At 70.9% G+C, this 19770-nt stretch carries 20 protein-coding genes; 15 read left to right on the top strand and 5 right to left on the bottom strand.

Annotation, left to right across the window (positions count from 1 at the left end; genetic code table 11):
- Window positions 1-111 precede the first annotated feature (111 nt).
- From infC to HNR40_RS15610, 7 genes are all read left to right on the top strand, one after another.
- On the top strand, window positions 112-807 hold the full coding sequence (gene infC, locus HNR40_RS15640) for a translation initiation factor IF-3 (RefSeq protein WP_312896366.1): 696 nt from the start codon (window positions 112-114) through the stop codon (window positions 805-807).
- Window positions 808-937: 130 nt separating this feature from the next.
- On the top strand, window positions 938-1132 hold the full coding sequence (gene rpmI / locus HNR40_RS15635) for a 50S ribosomal protein L35 (RefSeq protein ID WP_184961804.1): 195 nt from the start codon (window positions 938-940) through the stop codon (window positions 1130-1132).
- Window positions 1133-1156: 24 nt separating this feature from the next.
- Window positions 1157-1540, top strand: coding sequence for a 50S ribosomal protein L20 (rplT, locus tag HNR40_RS15630; protein ID WP_184961802.1), 384 nt, complete (start codon window positions 1157-1159; stop codon window positions 1538-1540).
- A gap of 43 nt (window positions 1541-1583) precedes the next feature.
- Window positions 1584-2399 (top strand): TrmH family RNA methyltransferase, encoded by an 816-nt coding sequence (locus HNR40_RS15625; protein WP_184961800.1) that lies wholly within the window; start codon window positions 1584-1586, stop codon window positions 2397-2399.
- A gap of 49 nt (window positions 2400-2448) precedes the next feature.
- Entirely contained in the window at window positions 2449-3531 is a 1083-nt protein-coding gene (locus HNR40_RS15620; protein ID WP_312896365.1) for a sensor histidine kinase, read from the top strand.
- A gap of 123 nt (window positions 3532-3654) precedes the next feature.
- Window positions 3655-4695, top strand: coding sequence for a phenylalanine--tRNA ligase subunit alpha (gene pheS / locus HNR40_RS15615; protein WP_246509182.1), 1041 nt, complete (start codon window positions 3655-3657; stop codon window positions 4693-4695).
- On the top strand, window positions 4695-7244 hold the full coding sequence (locus HNR40_RS15610) for a phenylalanine--tRNA ligase subunit beta (protein WP_184961796.1): 2550 nt from the start codon (window positions 4695-4697) through the stop codon (window positions 7242-7244). The genes pheS and HNR40_RS15610 overlap by 1 nt, the downstream gene beginning before the upstream one ends.
- 45 nt (window positions 7245-7289) lie before the next feature.
- On the opposite strand, the gene HNR40_RS15605 is transcribed toward HNR40_RS15610, so the two are convergent.
- The gene (locus HNR40_RS15605; protein ID WP_246509153.1) at window positions 7290-7901 is read right to left on the bottom strand and encodes a Uma2 family endonuclease; all 612 of its coding nucleotides are present in this window, start codon (window positions 7899-7901) and stop codon (window positions 7290-7292) included.
- A 34-nt stretch (window positions 7902-7935) separates the two neighbouring features.
- Here HNR40_RS15605 and HNR40_RS15600 point away from each other — a divergent pair, with 34 nt between their 5' ends.
- Window positions 7936-8163: a hypothetical protein gene (locus tag HNR40_RS15600; protein WP_312896364.1), complete on the top strand. Its 228-nt coding sequence runs from the start codon at window positions 7936-7938 to the stop codon at window positions 8161-8163.
- Here HNR40_RS15600 and HNR40_RS15595 read toward each other — a convergent pair.
- The 3 genes from HNR40_RS15595 to HNR40_RS15585 form a co-directional block, all read right to left on the bottom strand.
- Complete coding sequence (locus HNR40_RS15595) at window positions 8160-9446, bottom strand: MFS transporter (RefSeq protein WP_312896363.1); 1287 nt, start codon at window positions 9444-9446, stop codon at window positions 8160-8162. The two genes, HNR40_RS15600 and HNR40_RS15595, sit on opposite strands and share 4 nt — an antisense overlap.
- A gap of 104 nt (window positions 9447-9550) precedes the next feature.
- Window positions 9551-9904 carry a nuclear transport factor 2 family protein gene (locus HNR40_RS15590; protein ID WP_184961792.1) on the bottom strand — a complete coding sequence of 118 codons (354 nt, stop codon included), beginning with the start codon at window positions 9902-9904 and terminating at the stop codon, window positions 9551-9553.
- Window positions 9905-9925: 21 nt separating this feature from the next.
- Window positions 9926-10330, bottom strand: coding sequence for a hypothetical protein (locus HNR40_RS15585; protein WP_184961790.1), 405 nt, complete (start codon window positions 10328-10330; stop codon window positions 9926-9928).
- Between the two features lie 202 nt (window positions 10331-10532).
- On the opposite strand from HNR40_RS15585, the gene HNR40_RS15580 reads away from it, so the two are divergent.
- Window positions 10533-11627: a hypothetical protein gene (locus tag HNR40_RS15580; protein ID WP_184961788.1), complete on the top strand. Its 1095-nt coding sequence runs from the start codon at window positions 10533-10535 to the stop codon at window positions 11625-11627.
- 19 nt (window positions 11628-11646) lie between these two features.
- The gene (locus tag HNR40_RS15575) at window positions 11647-12768 is read left to right on the top strand and encodes a winged helix DNA-binding domain-containing protein (protein ID WP_221340449.1); all 1122 of its coding nucleotides are present in this window, start codon (window positions 11647-11649) and stop codon (window positions 12766-12768) included.
- On the opposite strand, the gene HNR40_RS15570 is transcribed toward HNR40_RS15575, so the two are convergent.
- The gene (locus tag HNR40_RS15570; RefSeq protein ID WP_184961786.1) at window positions 12757-14418 is read right to left on the bottom strand and encodes a class I adenylate-forming enzyme family protein; all 1662 of its coding nucleotides are present in this window, start codon (window positions 14416-14418) and stop codon (window positions 12757-12759) included. The genes HNR40_RS15575 and HNR40_RS15570 overlap by 12 nt on opposite strands.
- A gap of 228 nt (window positions 14419-14646) precedes the next feature.
- Here HNR40_RS15570 and argC point away from each other — a divergent pair, with 228 nt between their 5' ends.
- The 5 genes from argC to argF are packed head-to-tail and all read left to right on the top strand — an operon-like array spanning window position 14647 to window position 19769.
- A complete protein-coding gene (gene argC, locus HNR40_RS15565; RefSeq protein WP_184961784.1) occupies window positions 14647-15669 on the top strand; it encodes an N-acetyl-gamma-glutamyl-phosphate reductase in 1023 nt (340 codons plus the stop codon).
- Complete coding sequence (gene argJ / locus HNR40_RS15560; RefSeq protein ID WP_184961782.1) at window positions 15666-16817, top strand: bifunctional glutamate N-acetyltransferase/amino-acid acetyltransferase ArgJ; 1152 nt, start codon at window positions 15666-15668, stop codon at window positions 16815-16817. The genes argC and argJ overlap by 4 nt, the downstream gene beginning before the upstream one ends.
- On the top strand, window positions 16814-17686 hold the full coding sequence (gene argB, locus HNR40_RS15555) for an acetylglutamate kinase (protein WP_184961780.1): 873 nt from the start codon (window positions 16814-16816) through the stop codon (window positions 17684-17686). The genes argJ and argB overlap by 4 nt, the downstream gene beginning before the upstream one ends.
- Window positions 17686-18852 (top strand): acetylornithine transaminase, encoded by a 1167-nt coding sequence (locus tag HNR40_RS15550; protein ID WP_184961778.1) that lies wholly within the window; start codon window positions 17686-17688, stop codon window positions 18850-18852. Before argB ends, HNR40_RS15550 begins: the two co-directional genes overlap by 1 nt.
- The gene (argF, locus tag HNR40_RS15545; protein WP_184961776.1) at window positions 18849-19769 is read left to right on the top strand and encodes an ornithine carbamoyltransferase; all 921 of its coding nucleotides are present in this window, start codon (window positions 18849-18851) and stop codon (window positions 19767-19769) included. Before HNR40_RS15550 ends, argF begins: the two co-directional genes overlap by 4 nt.
- The last annotated feature ends 1 nt before the right edge of the window (window position 19770 follow it).

Raw genomic sequence — 19770 nt, 5'->3', positions numbered from 1 at the left:
TCGCCGCCCGGCGGCCGGGTCCAGGATCACGCCGGACTACTCCGGGGAGCTTACGGCCACGAAGCCGACGAGCTCAGTGGCCCCGCATGCGCGACGTGCGGGGCTTTTCGCGTGTACAGGCATGTACGTGCGAAGCTCTCGGCACGACGAGCACGTAGGGACGCAAACCTAGGAGGCCCCATCAGCACTGAGCCCCGCATCAACGAGCGTATCCGAGTTCCCGAGGTTCGCCTCGTGGGCCCGAACGGCGAGCAGGTCGGCATCGTCTCCATTCACGACGCCCTCAAGCTCGCCCAGGAGGCCGACCTCGACCTCGTCGAGGTCGCGGCCACGGCTCGACCGCCCGTGTGCAAGCTCATGGACTACGGAAAATTCAAGTACGAGTCCGCGATGAAGGCGCGCGAAGCGCGCAAGAATCAGGCGCACACGATCATCAAGGAGATCAAGCTCCGGCCGAAGATCGACCCGCACGACTACGAGACCAAGAAGGGTCACGTGGTGCGGTTCCTCAAGGCGGGAGACAAGGTCAAAGTCACGATCATGTTCCGCGGACGTGAGCAGTCGCGTCCCGAGCTGGGCTTCCGGCTCCTGCAGAAGCTGGCGGAGGATGTCACGGAGCTCGGCTTCGTGGAGTCCCAGCCCAAGCAGGACGGCCGAAACATGATCATGGTGATCGGTCCGCACAAGAAGAAGGCCGAGGCCAAGGCCGAAAAGGCCGCAGCCAAGGCACAGCGTGGCGGCGAGGAGCCTTCTCCGGGCGAGGAAGCTTCCGCACCGAGTGAGGAAGTTTCCGCACAGGAAGCGTGACCCGCGGTTCGGGTTAGCCTTACACGGCAACCCCCGAACGACGCCACTGCCGTAACGAAGACGCCGCGACCGGGTCGGCCCTGCACCGACCCGGCCACCGGCACGGACGAATTGAGGGAGAGACGGCGAGATGCCGAAGATGAAGACGCACAGCGGTGCGAAGAAGCGGTTCCGGCTTACCGGCACCGGCAAGGTCAAGCGCCGTCGTGCCGCTCGCGCGCACTACAACGAGTGGAAGTCCTCCACGCTGACGCGCCGTCTCAAGGGCGAAGTGGTTGTGTCCGACAACGACGTCAAGAAGATCAAGAAGCTGCTCGCTAAGTAGCGCGAACCCCCGGGGAGATACAACATGGCACGCGTGAAGCGGGCGCTCAACGCCAAGAAGAAGCGCAAGGTCGTCCTCGAGCGGGCGGCGGGCTACCGCGGCCAGCGGTCGCGGCTCTACCGCAAGGCCAAGGAGCAGATGCTCCACTCGATGACGTACGCCTATCGGGACCGCAAGGACCGTAAGGGTGCGTTCCGCCGTCTGTGGATCCAGCGGATCAACGCCGCCGCCCGTCAGAACGGCATGACTTACAACCGCCTGATCCAGGGACTGCGTCTGGCCCACATCGAGGTCGACCGCAAGATCCTCGCCGACCTCGCGGTGAACGACAGCCAGACCTTCGCCACGCTCGTCGAGGCCGCCAAGAAGGCGCTGCCGGCGAACGTGAACGCGCCGGCCGCGAGCTGAGGTTTTACGGTCAAGGGGCCCACCTCCGGTGGGCCCTTTTTGCATGGCACTGGGGGACGACAACGTGGAGCTGACCAACATCAGGGCGCCGCGGGTGAAGGCGGCCAGGCGCCTGGCCAAGCGCTCCTTCCGCGACCAGGACCGCAGGTTCGTGGCCGAGGGCCCGCAGGCAGTGCGCGAGGCGCTCAAGCTCGACGGCGTGACGCTGGAGCTGTTCGCCACCGCCGAGGCCGAGCAGCGCCACCCCGACCTGGTCGACGAGGCGCTCGCGCGCGACCTGCCGGTGCACCGCGCCAGCGGCGAGGTGATGGCCGAGCTCTCGCAGACGGTCACCCCGCAGGGGCTGCTGGCCATCTGCCGCTTCGTGCACGTCCCGCTGGAGGAGGCCCTCGGCGGCGACCCCCGCCTGGTGGCGGTGCTCGCGCACGTGCGCGATCCGGGCAACGCCGGCACCGTGATGCGGGCGGCCGACGCGGCAGGGGCCGATTCCGTGGTTTTCACCGACGCTTCCGTGGACCCCTACAACGGCAAGTGCGTACGCGCCAGCGCCGGCAGCCTGTTCCACCTGCCGGTGGTGATCGGCAGCCCGGTGGCGGGAGCCGTACAGGCAATCAAGGACAAGGGGCTGCGGGTGCTGGCCGCGGACGGCGCGGGCGAGCGCACCCTCGACGACGTGGATCTGTCCGGGCCGACGGCGTGGATCTTCGGCAACGAGGCGTGGGGGCTGCCGGAAGAGGTGCGCGCGCTGGCCGACGACGTGGTGCGGGTGCCCATCTACGGGCAGGCCGAGAGCCTCAACCTGGCCACCGCGGCAGCAGTGTGTCTCTACGCGTCCGCACGCGCTCAGCGGGTGCCCTAGGGGCGCGGAAACCCGCTATTGTCGGCCATGTAGTCGAGGAGGCGGGGTCGTGCACGGCGAAGACAGCGAAGGTCGGGTGGTGGCCTCCGTGTGCACGATCGGCATCGACGACCTTCCTGACGGGGTCATCGTGACCGACAGGTTCGGCAGGGTGCTGGCGCTCAACAAGGCGGCCGCGAGGCTCACGGGAGTGCCCGTGGAGCGGGCGGTCGGCCGGCACATGAACGACGTCTTCCCGCTGCGCGACCACGACGGCCGCGAATGGTGGAAGGCGCTCGACCCGGAGGGCGGGCTGCGCACCCGCACCCGCGTCCCGGAACGCCCCCTGCACCTGCCCGGCGGCCAGGAGCTCCACGTGACCGCCCGGCTGGTGCGCGAGCCCGAGCGCCGCGGCGACGTCGAGCGGGTCACGATCGTCCTGCGCCACGGCGGCGCCCGCGCCCGGCTCGAACGCAGCCGCGCCGACCTGGTCTCGACCGTCGCCCACGAGCTGCGCTCGCCGCTGACCAGCGTCAAGGGCTTCACCGCGACGCTGCTGGCCAAGTGGAGCCGGTTCACCGACGAGCAGAAGCGCGTCATGCTCGACACCATCAACACCGACGCCGACCGCGTCACCCGGCTGATCACCGAGCTGCTCGACGTCTCGCGCATCGAGTCGGGCCGCATGGAGGTGCACCGCCAGGTCGTCGACGTGCCCGCGCGGGTGCGCCGGATCATCGCCGGGCGCGTGGCCGCCGGCGAGCCCGAGGACCGCTTCCGGCTCACCGCCGGCGACCAACTGCCCGAGACGTGGCTCGACCAGGACAAGATCGACCAGATTCTCGGTAACCTGGTGGAAAACGCTTTGCGGCACGGACGCGGAACCGTGAGCATTGACGTCCAAGCCGTCGACTATGGAGTAGCCGTGTCTGTGCGCGACCAGGGTGAGGGCATCCGCCCCGAGCTGGCCACGCGCGTCTTCCGGCAGTTCTGGCGCGGCAACAGCCGCCGGCGCGGCGGCACCGGTCTTGGCCTGTTCATCGTCAAGGGCCTGGTCGAGGCGCACGGCGGGACGATCACCGTGCAGCGTGCTCCCGAGGGCGGGGCCGAGTTCCGATTTATGTTGCCCACCGGCACGCCTGACTTCGCGTAGGTCATCGGCTCCGGTGGGCCAGCACTAGACTCAGTCTCGCTCAAGCCCTGGATACGGAGCTCTCTCTTGTCTGACTACGACCCTGTCGAGGTCACGCCCCTGCATGCCGACGAGCTGTCGCGCATGGAGGCCGACGCCGTAGCGGCGATCAAGGCGGCCGACAGCCTCGACGCACTCAAGCAGGTACGCCTCGCCCACGCCGGCGACCGTTCGCCCATCGCGCTGGCCAACCGCGAGATCGGCGCGCTGCCCCCGGCCGCCCGCGCCGAGGCGGGCAAGCGCATCGGCGCCGCCCGCAAGGCCGTGGGCGAGGCGCTGGCCGCCCGCCAGGCCGAGCTGGAGGCCGAGCGCGACGCCCGCGTCCTCGTCGAGGAGACCGTCGACGTCACCCTCCCGTGGGACCGCCGGCCGCAGGGGGCCCGCCACCCCCTGACCACGATGCAGGAGCGCATCGCCGACACCTTCGTCGCCATGGGCTACGAGGTCGCCGAGGGCCCCGAGCTCGAAGGCGAGTGGTTCAACTTCGACGCGCTCAACATCTCCAAGGACCACCCGGCCCGCTCCGACCACGACACCTTCTTCGTGGAGTCGGCCGACTCGGGCATGGTGCTGCGCACGCAGACCTCACCGGTGCAGATCCGCGCGCTGCTGCAGCGCGGCGTGCCGTGTTACGTGGTCTCGCCGGGCAAGACCTTCCGCACCGACGAGCTCGACGCCACCCACACCCCGGTCTTCCACCAGGTCGAGGGCCTGGCGGTCGACGAGGGCCTGACGATGGCGCACCTGAAGGGCACGCTCGACCGCTTCGCCGAGGTCATGTTCGGCGAGGGCATCACCACACGCTTCCGGCCGCACTACTTCCCCTTCACCGAGCCGTCGGCCGAGATGGACCTCAAGTGCTTCGTCTGCCGCGGCACCAGTGCCGTGCCGGGCAACCCGCCGTGCCGTACCTGCAAGAGCGAGGGCTGGATCGAGTGGGGCGGCTGCGGCATGGTCAACCCGCGGGTGCTCGTCGCGGGCGGCGTCGACCCGGCCCGCTACAGCGGTTTCGCCTTCGGCATGGGCATCGAGCGCACGCTGATGTTCCGCCACAACGCCGAGGACATGCGCGACATGGTCGAGGGTGACGTCCGCTTCTCGCTCCCGTTCGGAATGGAGATCTGATGAAGGCCCCGCTTTCCTGGCTGCGGGAGTACGTCGATCTGCCGCCGGTCACCGCCCACGAGGTCGCCGAGCGGCTGACCGCCGCCGGGCTCAAGCTGGAGCGGATCATCTCCCACGGCCACGACGTCAAGAACGTCGTCGTCGGTGAGGTCCTCGAGTTCGAGGAGCTCACCGGCTTCAAGAAGCCGATCCGCCACTGCAAGGTCGAGGTCGGCGAGGCCACGCCGCGCGAGATCATCTGCGGCGCCGTCAACTTCGAGGCCGGCGACCGCGTCCCGGTCGTGCTGCCCGGCGGGGTGCTGCCCGGCGGTTTCGAGGTCGGCTCGCGCAAGACCTACGGCAGGCTGTCCGAGGGCATGATCTGCTCCGAGCGTGAGCTCGGCCTCGGCGAGGGCCACGACGGCATCATGGTGCTGCCGTCCGAGACGCCCATCGGCGCCGACGTGGTCGAGCTGCTCGGCCTGCGCGACGACGTCATCGAGATGGAGATCACCCCCGACATCAGCTACGCGATGTCGATGCGCGGCGTGGCCCGCGAGGCGGCCATCGCCTTCGGCGTCCCGTTCCGCGACCCCGCCGACCTCCAGCCGCCCGCCGCCACCGAGGAGGCGTGGCCGGCGTGGATCGCCGACGCCACCGCCTGCGACCGGTTCGTGCTGCGCGAGGTGCGCGGCTTCGACCCGGACGCGCAGAGTCCCCTCTGGATGCGGGTACGGCTGACGCGCGCCGGCATGCGGCCGGTCTCGCTGGCCGTCGACATCACCAACTACGTGATGCTGGAGCTGGGCCAGCCGCTGCACGCGTTCGACCGGGCCAAGCTCACCGGCGAGATCGTCGTACGCCGCGCCGAGCCCGGCGAGCGCCTGGAGACCCTCGACCACGTGGTGCGCGAGCTCCACCCCGAGGACATCCTCATCACCGACCAGTCCGGGCCGATCTCGATGGCCGGCACCATGGGCGGCCTGGCCACCGAGATCTCCGAGACGACCACCGACGTGGTCATCGAGGCAGCACACTTCTCCGCGCCCGGCATCTCGCGCGAGTCGCGCGCCCACAACCTGGTCTCGGAGTCGTCCAAGCGCTTCGAACGCGGCGTCGACCGCGAGCTGCCGCTGGTCGCCACCTGGCGGGCGGTCACCATGCTGGCCGAGCTGGGCGGCGCCGCCATCCAGCCGGGGCTCACCCACGCCGAGGTCGAGGTCGAGCCGGCGCGCATCGCCATCCCGGCCGGCTACCCGGGTCAGGTGGGCGGCGTGCCGTACCCGAAGGAGACCGTGGTGCGGCGGCTGGAGCAGGTCGGCTGCACGGTCACCGACGGCGACGACCCGGCGATCCGCCGGGGCGGCGTGGCGCCGACAGCGGTGGTCACCGGCGGCGAGATCGCGGCCAGGCTGGCCGTCACCGGCCCCGACATGATCACCGTGACGCCGCCGTCGTGGCGCACCGACCTGACCGACCCGGCCGATCTGGCCGAGGAGGTCATCCGGCTCGAAGGGTATGAGGGGCTGCCGTCGGTGCTGCCCAAGGCGCCCGCGGGCGCCGGACTCACCGAGACGCAGCGGCTGCGCCGGCGGGTCGGGCGGGTGCTGGCCGCCCACGGTTACGTGGAGGTGCTGTCCTACCCGTTCATCGGGCAGGCCGACCTCGACAACCTGCAGTTGCCCGCCGACGACGACCGCAGGCGGGCCACCCGGCTGACGAACCCGATCTCCGACGACGAGCCGTACATGCGCACCACGCTGCTGCCCGGCCTGCTCAAGACGCTGGTGCGCAACGTGGGCCGGGGCTTCCCCGACGTGGCGCTGTTCGAGTCCGGCCTGGTCTACCGCGCCAAGCCGGACGCCCCCTCGGCCGCGCCGGTCTTCGGCGTGGAGCGCGCCCCCACCGAGGAGGAGCTCGCCGCGCTGGAGGCCGCGCTGCCCGCCCAGCCGGAACGGCTGGCCGTCGTGCTGGCCGGTGAGTTCGACCGCTCCGGCTGGTGGGGCAAGGGCCGTCAGGCCACCTGGGCCGACGCCGTCGAGGCGGCCAGGCTGGCGGCCGCGCAGGCAGGGGTGGAGCTGCGGATCGCCGCCGACCAGCACGAGCCGTGGCACCCGGGCCGCTGCGCCGCCCTCTACTCCGGCGACACGCTGGTGGGCCACGCGGGCGAGCTGCACCCGCGCGTCATCGAGGCCTACGGCCTGCCGCCGCGCACCTGCGCGATGGAGCTGGAGCTGAGCCGCCTGACCTTGCGGGGCCCGGTCGACGCGCCCGCCGTGTCCTCCTACCCGGTGGCCACCCAGGACGTCGCCCTGATCGTCGCCGCCGACACCCCGGAAGCCGAGGTGGCCGCCGCGCTGCGCGAGGGGGCGGGCGAACTGCTGGAGTCGATCCGCTTGTTCGACGTCTACACCGGGGCGCAGGTGGGCGAGGGCAACAAGTCGCTGGCCTACACGCTGCGCTTCCGCGCACCGGATCGGACGCTGACGGTGGAGGAGACGACGGCGGCCCGTGACGCGGCGGTCGCGCTGGCCGCCGACCGCGTGGGCGCTTCACTACGCGGAGCCTGACGGGATCTTTGGGGGCGGGCATGGCCTCGGCCGTGCCCGCCCTTCTCAGAGCTGGTCGATCTCGGTGAGGTCGATGTCGATGTCGAACGGCACGGGCACCTTGAGCCGCTCGTGGAAGATTCCGGCGAGGGTGTAGCTCCTGGTTGACTGATCCAGTGCGTAGACGTGGACCATCATCTGGCCCTCTGCGTTCTCGACGCGCCAGAAGTAGGGGATGCCCGCCCGCGCGTAGAGGGTGGGTTTGCGGTCCCGATCACGGTCCTTGGACTCCGGCGAGACGACCTCGACGACGAGGAGGACGTCTCCTGCCTTGTAGAAGGTCTGATTGGGATCTTGCTCCGCCTCCGCACGGATCACGCTGACGTCAGGCTCGGGGCGCTGGGTGGGGCCCAGGATGACATTCATCTCACGACGCACGCGCAGGTGCTTCGGCGCCAGCCGGCGGAGATTCATCTCGACCAGGGAGACCGCTCGCATGTGGAAGGAAGCCTGTGGACTCACGAAGACCAAGCTTCCGTCAAGCAACTCTGTGTGCGCAGGCAAATCCGGAATGTGATCGAGGTCCTCCGCGACGAAGCCTTCCGGGGGCGGGAAGACCCAGTCGGGAAGCGATGGTGGCTTTTCAGGCATATCTATGCTCACCGCTTCGGCCGTCATGGTTCTACGGTAGCAATCTATGAAGGACGGGGCTGTGCGAAACCTGCTGGTGTTCGGTGAGCGGGATGACGCCGAGGCGGTGGCCGAGGCGCTGGGGGAGTGGCTGGGCGAGGTGCCGCGGGTGGTGCGGGAGACCCTGGCGGGGGAGGACGACGCCGAGGACGCCCAGTGGGTCGTGGTCGTCGAGGACCTGCCCGCGGAGCTGGCCGGCCAGGTCGAGGCGCTGGCCGAGGAATACGACGGGTGGCGGGAGAGCCTCTAACCGGGCTGGGACGCGGCCAGTTCGCGGCGGGCCTTCTCGGCTACGGCGTGTTCGTCGGTGCGCGCGTCGTAGCGGCGGAACTTCGGCAACGCCCCGGCCAGCGCCACCACCGCGCCCACGCACAGCAGGCCGCCCACGCCCAGCGCGAAGCGGGCACCGCCCAAGGCGGCCATCGCCCCGGCGCGGGCGTTGCCCAGCATGGGGCCGCTGGCGTACGACAGCAGCTCTATGCCGGCCAGGCGGCCGCGCAGCTCGTTCGGGATGGTCTGGTTCCACATGGTCGAGCGGAAGATGCCGCTGATCATGTCGGCGGCGCCTGCCAGCGCGAGGCAGAAGAAGACCGCGAACAGGTTCGGCACCACCGCGGCCAGCGCCACGGCCACGCCCCACAGCGCGGCGGCCACGATCACGCCCAGGCCGTGCCGGTGCACGCGGGCCGTCCAGCCGCCGGTGAGTGAGGCGATCAGGGCGCCCACGGCGCTGGCCGAGTAGAGCAACCCGACCGCCTGGGGCGCGCCGAGCTGCTTGGCCAGGAACGGGAACAGCGCCGTCGACATGGCGAAGACCATCGCCGCGATGTCGACCAGGTAGGTGCCCATGAGGTCGCTGCGGCGCCAGGCGTAGCGGACGCCCTCGGCGAGCGTTTTCAGTGACGCGGGTTGTGCCTCCTCGTGCGGCGGCACCGCGCGGATCCGCCACAGCAGCACCAGCGACAGCGCGAACGAGGCCGTGTCCAGCCCGTAGGCGATGGCGCTGCCGTAGGTGGCCACGAGCAGGCCGCCCAGGGCGGGCGCGGCGATGGCGCCGATGTTCCAGCGCAGGCTGGCCAGCACCGCCGCCGCCGGCAGCTGGTCGTGCCGGACGACCTGCGGGATGAGCGCCTCAAGGCTGGGCCGCTGCAGGCAGGTCAGCCCCATCGCGATCGCGCCGACCACGTAAAGCACCCATACTTGCGGGCGCGGCAGCAGCGCGTTGACGGTCAGCAGGCCCGAGGTGACCAGCAGGCCCACCTCGCTGAACAGCACGATCTTGCGCCGGTCGAGCGCGTCGGCGATGGCCCCGCCCCACAGCCCGCACACCACCATCGGCACGAACTCGGCCAGGCTCATCAGTCCCACGGCGACGTAGTCGCCGGTCAGCTCCATCATCTGGAACGGCAGCGCCACCATGGTGACGAACGTGCCGAACATCGTGATCACCCCGGAGACCATCAGCAGCCGGTAGTCACGCGAGTCGCGCAACGGGCCCAGGTCGGGGGCGATGCGTTTGATGAGGGAGAACACGAGGTGACATTGTCCGTCCTGCCCGCGCGCGAGCTCAAACGGTTTTTGTCCCGGACGCGGAGAAGGGCCCTCCCGGCGGCCGGGAGGACCCTTCCCCGCGGGGCTCAGGCGGGGACCTTGTCGAGGAAGCCCAGGACGCGCCGGATCCTGCCGTCCCCGGCCAGCTCCGCCACGTCGAACCCGACCACGATCGGCTCGGCCCCGGGCGCGCCGAGGTGCCAGGTGAAGCGGGCCACGTTGTGGTGGGTCTCGAACACCTCGCCCGGCGTGAAGACCATGCCGGGGAACATGCCCTGCGCCCCGGCGATCACCGCGGCGATCGCCTCGTGGCCGGTGACGGCGGCCAGCGGGTCGGTGTAGACGCCGTCCTCGGACCACAGCTCGGCGACGGCCTTGGCGCGGGCGTCGGCGTCGGTCTCGTTCCAGGCGGCCAGATAGCGCTCAACCAGGTTTTCCATGATGTTTCGTCCTCTCCAGGGTTAGCGGCGGGCCTTGCGCAGGCCCATGATCTGCAGCTCGGCCAGCAGGCCGACCACCAGCGCCTGGGCGATGGCCCACACGGCGCCGATCGTGGTGAACTCCAGCGGCCCGAACGCCACGGCGGCCACGCTGACCAGCGTCCAGATGATGTTGACGGCGACGACGGCCTTGGTGCCGGCCAGGCTGATCTCGCGCCGGGTGCCCAGTACGGCCACGGCCGCGCCGTACGCGAGCAGGAAGACGCCGAGGGCCCGCAGCAGCCCCGAGCCGGGCCCCAGGAAATCGCTCAGCAGCGGCGCGGCGACCAGGTAGGCCAGGCCGTTGGCGCCGGTGACGACGGCGTCGGCGAGGAGCACGGTGCGCAGGAACTTGGTCCGGTCGGCGGTGACGGGTACGGCGGTCATCTCGGCTCTCCTAGCGGTTGTTTCCGACACAGGAACCGTGTCATCGAGGGCATAGCCGGTGCGATTACGCGCCAGGTAATGGACGTGGCTATGCACCCCTTGAGCTGCGGAGACTTCTCTGGAGAAATCGGGAAAGCGGCCCGCGGCGCCGTACTCCTCGTTACTGTCTCTTTGCAATCACGCGAACACGAGGAGTGAGTCGATGGATCTGCTGGCCCGCGCGCGGGAGCTCAAGCCCGAGCTGGTGCACTACGCGACGTCCGGCAGGTTCCAGCGCGAGCTGACCGCCGTGCTCGACCGCTTCTACGCCGGCGGGCAGCCGCAGGACGAGGCCAACGCCTTCCTGCCGGTCGACTACTTCGTGCACCAGCACCGGCTCGGTGGCGGTGGCACGGTCGTGGACCGGTTCGTGGACGAGCACCCCGACCTCGACCCGGCCGACCGGGAGCTGCTGCTCAGCTGGAAGGACGTGGTCGAGGGCGTCTTCGAGGTGACCGGGTTCGACGGCCCGGCGCTCGTCCTGTTCAACCATGTGGACGAGCTGACCTACCGGACGCTGTCCAACCTGGGTGAGGAGGCGTTCGCGCCGCTGGCCGAGGGCATGTTCGTGGTCGGCAGGCTCATCCCGCTCGGCCGCGACTGGCTGATCAGCGCCACCCCGTCGGTCCACACCGCGCAGGCGCGCGAGAGGCTGATCGTGGCGGCCGCGCACGTGACGCTGGAGAATCCGGCCGCCGCCTACCGCAATCCGGAGCTCCTGGCCGCGGCCCGGCGCACCCAGGCCGAGCAGCGGCGCTGCTTCATCTCCTACTTCGGCTCCGACCAGGTCGTGGTGGCGGGGGCGGAGGTGGCGGAGAAGATCCGGGGCTATCTCGGCTACCAGGCCGAACGCCTCGGCGGGCAGGTGGAGGCCGAGATCCCCGAGCACGTCGCGCGGGCCGGGAGCGTCGCCCTGATCTTCGACGAGACCGACGGGCTGAGCTACTACGCGGAGTTCGCCCGGCTGGCCGAGATCTTCGACCGGCCCGGACTGGTCGTCCGGCGTGAGGGCCGCGACCTGGTGACCTCCTATCTCAAGGGCGACGCGGTCTCACCGGTGCCGATCGTCCGCCTGGCCGAGCGCGACCATGCCAAGGCCGGAGAGCTGTTCGCCGGGCTGCTGGGACGACCCGGCTTCCTGTGGGAGCGCAGCGGGCAGGCGCTGCTGCGTACCCACAAACCCGGATACTTCGACGGGCCGCGCCTGCCCACGGTCGTGCCGCCCACCCGCGCGGTCGCCGAGCACGCCGGCGGCTGAGCGTCGTAGGCTGCGGGGCGTGCGGCTGACGATGAGACGGCTGAACCGGGCGACGCTGGCCCGGCAACTGCTCCTGCGGCGCGAACGCCTGCCCGTGGCCGAGGGCGTGCGCCGGATCGCCGCGTTGCAGGCCCAGGAGGCGGCCTCGCCGTACCTGGCCCTGTGGAACAGGCTGGACGGGTTCGACCCGGCCGACCTCGACGCCGCCTTCGCCGCCCACGAGGTGGTCAAGTCCACGCTGATGCGCATCACCCTGCACGCCGTCCACGCCGGCGACTACCCGGCCTTCCACAACGCGATGGTGCCGAGCCTGCGCGGGGCGCGCCTGGGTGACCGGCGCTTCACCGGGGCCGGGCTGAGCGTCGCCGACGCCGACGCGCTGCTGCCCCACCTGCTGGAGTTCGCGGCCGGGCCGCGGACCAAGGCGGAGATCGAGGAGCTGATCCGCGAGCGGCTGGGCGCGCATCAGCCGCGCATGTGGTGGGCGCTGCGCACGTTCGCGCCGCTGCACCACGTCCCGACCGGCGGCCCGTGGTCGTTCGGCGCGCGGGGCGCCTTCACCGTGACCCGCCTGCCGAGGATGGGCCCGGACGAGCGGCAGGAGTCGGTACACCACCTCGTCCACCGCTACCTGGAGGCCTTCGGACCGGCGTCGGTGGCCGACATCGCCCAGTTCAGCCTGCTGACCAGGCCGGTGCTGCGCCAGGCGGTGACCGGCTTCGACCAGCTCGAAGGACCCGACGGCACCGTGCTCTACGACGTGCCGGGCGGGCAGATCCCCGAGGAGGACACCCCGGCGCCGCCGAGGCTGCTGCCCATGTGGGACAGCGTCCTGCTGGCCTACTCCGACCGCAGCCGGGTGATCCCGCCGGACTTCCGCCGCCTGGTCACCCGCCAGAACGGCGACGTCCTGCCCAGCCTGCTGGTCGACGGGCAGGTCGCCGGAGTCTGGCGGCCGGCCGACGGCGGCATCGAGGCGAGCGCCTTCCGGCCGCTGTCCGACCGGGACTGGGCGGGGCTGGCGGCCGAGGCCCGGGCCCTGGTGAAGTTCCTGGCCGCCCGCGACCCCGCCGTCTACCGCCGCTACACCCACTGGTGGGCCAAGCTCCCGCAGGCGGAGGTCCGCCTGCTACCCGCCTAGGACCTCACGCCGCAGGTGGGTCTTGAGGATCTTGCCGCCGGGGTTGCGGGGCAGCTCGTCGTCGCGGAACCAGAAGTGGGCCGGGATCTTGAACTTGGCGATGCGCTCGGCCAGGAACGAGCGGACCTCCTCGGCGGTAGTAGCGGTGCCCGGCTTGAGCCGCAGCACGGCGCCGACCTCCTCGCCCAGCTCGTCGTGGGGCACGCCGATGACCGCCGCGTCGTCCACCGCCGGGTGCTCGAACAATGCGGCCTCGACCTCGGCGCAGTAGACGTTCTCCCCGCCCCTGATGACCATGTCCTTGGCCCGGTCGACGATGTAGACGAAACCCTCCTCGTCGATCCTGGCCAGGTCGCCGGTGTGGAGCCAGCCGCCGACGAAGGTCTCGGCGGTGGCCTGCGGCTTGTTCCAGTAGCCCATGATGACGTTGGGGCCGCGTACGCACAGCTCGCCGACCTCGCCGGCGGCCAGCACCTCGCCCATCGGGTCGACGACCCTGACGTCCACGACCGCGGAGGGCAGGCCGATGCTGTCGGGCTTGGCCTGGTAGTCGGGGCCGCCGTTGCCGACGGCCAGCGCGGTGGTCTCGGTCATGCCGTAGCCGTTGGAGGCCGAGCGCTCGGGCATGTTCTCGTTGATGCGCTCCAGCAGCTTGGGCGGGGCGGGGGCGCCGCCGTAGCCGAGCGTGGTCAGCGAGGACAGGTCGCGCTTGCCGAAGTCGGCATGGGACATGAGCTGCCAAGCGTTGGTCGGCACGCCGATCATCGCGGTGACCTTCTCGCGCTCGATGAGCTCCAGGGCCTGCCCGGCGTCCCACTTGTACATGAGCACCAGGCCGCCGCCGGTGAACATGGTCGTGGTCAGCGCGGAGAAGCACCCCGTCACGTGGAACAGCGGCACCGTCAGCAGCGTCACCCTGCGCACGCCCGCCGCGGCGCCGATGTCCTTCCCGGCCAGCGCGACCGCGCGCAGCAGCCCGTAGGCGACGGTCATCGGGGACTGGCCGAGGTTGCGGTGGCTGCCGAGCGCGCCCTTGGGCTTGCCGGTCGTGCCGGAGGTGTAGAAGATCGTGGCCGGGTCCTCGGGGGCCAGCTCGACGGCGGGCAGCGTGACGTCGGCGGCGACCTCGCCCATGACCTCCTCGAAGGAGCGCGCGCCCGCGGGAGCCTGGCCGCGGGTGACGATCAGCGGGACGCCGGTGCCCGCCAGCCGCGCCGCGCGCTCGCCGTCGGCGATGAGCACCTTCGCGCCGGAGTCCTGCACGCCGTAGGCGAGCTCCTGCTCGGTCCACCACGCGTTCAGCGGTACGGCTATCGCCCCGGCGGCCAGCGCCGCGGAGAAGGAGACCACCCATTCCGGGTAGTTGCGCATGGCGATGGCCACCCGGTCGCCCTTGGCCACGCCGTAGTCCGTGACGAGCCGGTTGGCGAGCGTGGCCGCGCGGCGGAAGTGCTCCTCGAAGGTGATGTGCTCGTCCTCGTAGACGAGGAACACCTTCTCCCCGTGGAAGCGGCTCATCTCCAGCAGCGCCCTGAATTGGCCGGGCGCGTGCTTCCACGTACGGACGCCCGTGTCGCCGATCTCCTCGGTCTCGAAGAGCTGGCCGGGGCCGGTGAGCTGGGCCTGGACCTGGGCGTGGCTGATGGTCATGCGCAGAACTCCCGCGTGGCTCGGCGATCCGGATAAATCACAGTACCGACCAGTAGGTACGTGACGCTAGAGCCTTGTTCTGTGAGTGGTTATGCATCAAATGGGTGATTTGTCCGATCTCACCATGCGGACCGGAGGGGCGGTCTCACTTGCATGTTCATCCTCTGTTGTGCATCATCTTTCTAAGCAAGAACATGAGTTACAGTGCATGAACATGCAGGAGGTTCGATGAGGGCGGCGATCGCCGGTGCCAGCGGCTATGCCGGCGGAGAGCTGCTCCGCCTGCTGCTCGGCCACCCCAAGCTGCGGATCGGCGCGCTCACCGCGGCCGCCAGCGCGGGCACCACGCTCGGCGCCCACCAGCCGCACCTGCCCCAGCTCGCCGACCGGGTCATCGAGGAAACCAGCCCCCAGACCCTCGCCGGCCACGACGTCGTCTTCCTGGCCCTGCCGCATGGCCATTCCGCCGCCGTCGCCGCCGAACTCGGGACCGACACCATTGTCGTCGACTGCGGCGCCGACCACCGGCTCACCGACCCCGCCGCGTGGCGCGAGTTCTACGGCGGCGCCCACGCGGGCAGCTGGCCGTACGGGCTGCCCGAGCTGCCCGGCCAGCGCGAGGCGCTCAAGGGCGCCCGGCGCATCGCGGTGCCCGGCTGCTACCCGACCGCCGTGACCCTCGCCCTGTTCCCCGCCTTCGCCGCGGGCCTCGCCGCACCCGACGTCGTCGTGGTCGCCGCCTCCGGCACCAGCGGCGCCGGCAAGTCGCTCAAGCCGAACCTGCTCGGCAGCGAGGTCATGGGCTCGGTCAGCGCGTACGGCGTCGGCGGCGGCCACCGGCACACCCCCGAGATGGAGCAGACCCTCGGCGCCGTCGCCGGAACCGACGTCCGGGTCTCCTTCACCCCGACGCTGGCCCCGATGAGCCGCGGCATCCTGGCCACCTGTACGGCTCCCGCCGTACCCGGACTGACCAGGCAGGCGCTGCGCGCCGCCTACCACGAGGCCTACGCCACCGAGCCGTTCGTGAGCCTGCTCCCGGAGGGCGCCTGGCCCGCCACCGCGATGACCTACGGCGCCAACACCGCCGCCCTGCAGGTGACGCTCGACGAGCGCGCCGGGCGCGTGATCGCCGTCATCGCCATCGACAACCTCACCAAGGGCACCGCCGGGGGCGCGATCCAGAGCGTCAACCTCGCCCTCGGCCTGCCGGAAGAGCTCGGCCTCCCCCTGACAGGAGTTGCTCCATGAGTGTGACCGCCCCGCTTGGCTTCAAGGCCGCAGGGATCGCCGCGGGCATCAAAGCCGGCGGCAACCGCGACCTGGCCCTCGTCATCAACGAAGGACCCTCGCGCGCCGCCGCGGGCGTCTTCACCGCCAACCGCGTGAAGGCCGCCCCCGTGCTCTGGTCGCAGCAGGTCCTGAGCGGCGGCCGGGTCCGAGCGGTCGTGCTCAACTCCGGCGGCGCCAACGCCTGCACCGGGCCGGAGGGCTTCCAGGACACCCACGCCACCGCGGAGAAGGTGGCCGCCTCGCTCCAGGAATCCGCGGGCGAGATCGCGGTCTGCTCGACCGGCCTGATCGGCGAGCGACTGCCCATGGACGCGCTGCTCGGCGGCGTCGAGACGGCCGCCGAGCAGCTCTCCCGCGACGGCGGCCTGGCCGCCGCCGACGCGATCAGGACGACCGACACCGTCTCGAAGATCTCCTTCAAGCGCGGCGACGGCTACATGGTCGGCGGCATGGCCAAGGGCGCCGGGATGCTCGCCCCCGCCCTGGCCACCATGCTCGTCGTGCTGACCACCGACGCCGACCTGACCAGCGAGGAGCTCGACGCGGTCCTGCGCAAGGCCACCGCGAAGACCTTCGACCGGCTCGACGCCGACGGCTGCATGTCGACCAACGACACCGTGCTGCTGCTCGCCTCCGGCGCCGCCGAGGTCAAGCCGCCGCTGAAGGAGTTCGAGGAGAAGGTCACCGAGGTCTGCGCCGACCTGGCCAGGCAGCTGCTCGTGGACGCCGAGGGCGCCTCCAAGGCGATCGCCATCGAGGTGGTCGGCGCCGCCTCCGAGGACGACGCGGTCAAGGTCGGCCGGACCGTCGCCCGCTCGAACCTCCTCAAGTGCGCCATCCACGGCGAGGACCCCAACTGGGGCCGCGTCCTGGCCGCCGTCGGCACCACCGACGCCGTCTTCGAGCCCGAGCGCCTCAACGTCGCCATCAACGGCGTGTGGATCTGCCGGGGCGGCGCCGTCGGCGACGACCGCGACAAGGTCGACATGCGCCCCCGCGACGTCACCATCACCATCGACCTGTCGGCGGGCACCAACTCGGCCACCATCCACACCACCGACCTGACCGCGGACTACGTCCACGAGAACTCGGCCTACTCCTCATGAGGTCGGCCTCGGCGCTCACGAAAGCGGCCACGCTGATCGAGGCGCTGCCCTGGCTGGCCCGCTTCCAGGGCGCCACCGTCGTCATCAAGTACGGTGGCAACGCCATGACCGAGGAGTCGCTCAAAGCGGGATTCGCGGAGGACATCGTCTTCCTGCGCTACGCCGGTCTCAAGCCCGTCGTCGTCCACGGCGGCGGCCCGCAGATCAGCAAGGCGCTCGACCTGCACGGGATCGAGTCGACCTTCACCGCCGGGCTGCGCGTGACCTCGCCCGAGGCCATGGAGGTCGTCAGGATGGTCCTGGTCGGCCAGGTCAACCGCGAGGTGGTCGGCCTGGTCAACCGGCACGGCCCGTTCGCGGTCGGGCTGTCCGGCGAGGACGCCAACCTGTTCACCGCCGAGCGCAAGCACGCCGTCGTCGACGGCGAGAAGGTCGACATCGGCCAGGTCGGCGAGATCGTCCACGTCGACCCCGGCGCCCTGCTGGCGCTCATGGACGACGGCCGCATCCCGGTCGTCTCCAGCGTCGCCCGCGGCGAGGACGGGCAGATCTACAACGTCAACGCCGACACCGCCGCCGCCGCGCTGGCCGTGGCGCTGAAGGCCGAGAAGCTCATCGTCCTGACCGACGTCGAAGGCCTGTACGCCAACTGGCCCGACGACAGCGACGTCATCGGCAAGCTGAAGGCCGCCGAGCTCGAAGAGCTGATGCCCACCCTGTCCAGCGGCATGGTGCCCAAGATGGGCGCCTGCCTGACCGCCGTCCAGGGCGGCGTCCACCACGCCCACGTCCTCGACGGCCGCGTCCCGCACTCCCTGCTGCTAGAGATCTTCACCGACGAAGGAATCGGAACCATGGTGATGCCCTGATGAGCCTGTTCGAGAGGTTCGAGAAGTCGTTCATGCCGAACTACGGCACCCCGCCCGTCGCCCTGGCCCGCGGCGAGGGCAGCGCGGTGTGGGACGTCGACGGCAAGCGCTACCTCGACTTCATCGGCGGCATCGCGGTCAGCTCGCTCGGCCACGCCCACCCGGCGCTGGTCGAGGCGGTCTCCCGGCAGGTCGCCACCCTGGCCCACACCTCCAACCTGTTCGTGCACGAGCCCGAGATCCTGCTCGCGGAGAAACTGCTCGGGCTGCTCAAGGACCCGGCCAAGATCTTCCTGGCCAACTCCGGCACCGAGGCCAACGAGGCCGCGTACAAGCTCGCCCTCAAGTACGGCCGGCGCGAAGGCCGCCGCTACTTCGTCGCCGCCGAGAACGGCTTCCACGGCCGTACCATCGGCGCCCTGTCGCTGACCGGCAAGAAGGCCATCCGCGACCAGTTCGGCCCGTTCCCGGTCGAGGTCAGGTTCGTCCCTTACGGCGACGCCGAGGCCCTGCGCGAGGAGGTCACCGGCGAGTGCGTCGCGGTCTTCCTGGAGCCCACCCAGGGCGAGGCCGGCGTCGTCCCCCCGCCCGACGGCTACTTCCAGGCCGTCAGGGAGATCTGCGACTCCACCGGCGCGCTCATGGTCGCCGACGAGATCCAGTCGGCCATCGGACGCACCGGCCACTGGTTCGCCCACCAGGCCGACGGCGTCGTCCCCGACATCCTCACGCTGGCCAAGGGCCTGGGCGGCGGGCTGCCGATCGGCGCCTGCGTCGGCTTCGGCGAGGCCGGCACGCTGTTCGCCAAGGGCGACCACGGCTCGACGTTCGGCGGCAACCCGGTCTCGTGCGCGGCGGCGCTGGCCGTACTGGACAACGTGGATCTCGAACACGTGCAGAAGGTCGCCGCGCAACTGCGCACCGGCCTGGAGGCGATCGAGCACCCGCTGCTGAAGGGCGTGCGCGGCCGCGGCCTGTGGCTGGCCGCCGTCCTCACCTCCGACGTCTCGGCCGCCGTGCAGAAGGCGGCCGCCGACGCGGGATTCCTGCTCAACGCCCTGCAGCCCGACGCGGTACGGCTCGCGCCCCCGCTGGTGGTCACCGACTCCGAGGTGCAGTCCTTCGTGGACGCCTTCCCCAAGATCCTCACCGAGGCGACGCCGTGACCACGCGACACTTCCTCAAGGACGACGACCTGAGCCCGGCCGAGCAGGCCGAGGTGCTGGAACTGGCCGCCGCGATGAAGAAGGACCGCTACGGCTACCGCCCCTTCGAGGGGCCGAAGACCGTCGCCGTCCTGTTCGACAAGCCCTCCACCAGGACCCGCGTCTCCTTCGCCGTCGGCGTCGGCGAGCTGGGCGGCCTGCCCCTGATCATCGACGGCGGCGCCTCCCAGATGGGCCGCGGCGAGCCCATCGAGGACAGCGCCCGCGTCCTGGAGCGCCAGTGCGCCGCCATCGTCTGGCGCACCGCGGGCCAGGAGCGCATCGAGGCGATGGCCGCAGGCACCACGGTCCCGGTCGTCAACGCGCTGACCGACGAGTATCACCCCTGCCAGATCCTCGCCGACCTGCAGACCGTCCGCGAGCGCTTCGGCACCACGAAGGGCCTGATTCTCACCTACGTCGGCGACGGCGCCAACAACATGGCCCACTCCTATCTGCTGGGCGGCGCCACCGCCGGCATGCACGTGCGGATCGGCGCCCCGAACGGCTACCAGCCGGACGCCGTCATCCTCGACCGGGCCGCCGCCATCGCCGCCAGGACCGGCGGCTCGGTGATCGCGCTGAGCGACCCGGCCGCCGCCGTCCAGGGCGCGCACGTGATCGCCACCGACACCTGGGTCTCCATGGGCCAGGACGGCAAGGACGAGCGCGTCGCCGCGCTCATGCCCTACCAGGTCAACGCCGAACTGCTGGCCCACGCCGCCGGCGACGCGATCGTGCTGCACTGCCTGCCCGCCTACCGGGGCTACGAGATCACCGCCGACGTCCTGGACGGTCCGAAGAGCGCCGTCTGGGACCAGGCCGAAAACCGGCTGCACGCCCAGAAGGCGCTGCTGCACTGGCTGGTGAACAACTGAC

This window comes from Nonomuraea endophytica (assembly GCF_014203235.1).
In the GTDB taxonomy this organism is placed as follows: Bacteria; Actinomycetota; Actinomycetes; order Streptosporangiales; family Streptosporangiaceae; genus Nonomuraea; species Nonomuraea endophytica.
The sequence above is the reverse complement of the archived record's forward strand: the minus strand, read 5'-3'. Positions and strand labels throughout refer to the sequence as shown.

What these genes read in the sequence shown, in the direction of transcription:
- rplT (WP_184961802.1), top strand. Translation starts at nt 1,157, where the DNA reads ATGGCACGCGTGAAGCGGGCGCTCAACGCCAAGAAGAAGCGCAAGGTC.
- rpmI (WP_184961804.1), top strand. Translation starts at nt 938, where the DNA reads ATGCCGAAGATGAAGACGCACAGCGGTGCGAAGAAGCGGTTCCGGCTT.
- HNR40_RS15580 (WP_184961788.1), top strand. Translation starts at nt 10,533, where the DNA reads ATGGATCTGCTGGCCCGCGCGCGGGAGCTCAAGCCCGAGCTGGTGCAC.
- argB (WP_184961780.1), top strand. Translation starts at nt 16,814, where the DNA reads ATGAGGTCGGCCTCGGCGCTCACGAAAGCGGCCACGCTGATCGAGGCG.
- argJ (WP_184961782.1), top strand. Translation starts at nt 15,666, where the DNA reads ATGAGTGTGACCGCCCCGCTTGGCTTCAAGGCCGCAGGGATCGCCGCG.
- HNR40_RS15610 (WP_184961796.1), top strand. Translation starts at nt 4,695, where the DNA reads ATGAAGGCCCCGCTTTCCTGGCTGCGGGAGTACGTCGATCTGCCGCCG.
- HNR40_RS15605 (WP_246509153.1), bottom strand. Translation starts at nt 7,901, where the DNA reads ATGACGGCCGAAGCGGTGAGCATAGATATGCCTGAAAAGCCACCATCG.
- HNR40_RS15585 (WP_184961790.1), bottom strand. Translation starts at nt 10,330, where the DNA reads ATGACCGCCGTACCCGTCACCGCCGACCGGACCAAGTTCCTGCGCACC.
- HNR40_RS15550 (WP_184961778.1), top strand. Translation starts at nt 17,686, where the DNA reads ATGAGCCTGTTCGAGAGGTTCGAGAAGTCGTTCATGCCGAACTACGGC.
- HNR40_RS15570 (WP_184961786.1), bottom strand. Translation starts at nt 14,418, where the DNA reads ATGACCATCAGCCACGCCCAGGTCCAGGCCCAGCTCACCGGCCCCGGC.
- HNR40_RS15625 (WP_184961800.1), top strand. Translation starts at nt 1,584, where the DNA reads ATGGCACTGGGGGACGACAACGTGGAGCTGACCAACATCAGGGCGCCG.
- argC (WP_184961784.1), top strand. Translation starts at nt 14,647, where the DNA reads ATGAGGGCGGCGATCGCCGGTGCCAGCGGCTATGCCGGCGGAGAGCTG.
- HNR40_RS15590 (WP_184961792.1), bottom strand. Translation starts at nt 9,904, where the DNA reads ATGGAAAACCTGGTTGAGCGCTATCTGGCCGCCTGGAACGAGACCGAC.
- pheS (WP_246509182.1), top strand. Translation starts at nt 3,655, where the DNA reads ATGGAGGCCGACGCCGTAGCGGCGATCAAGGCGGCCGACAGCCTCGAC.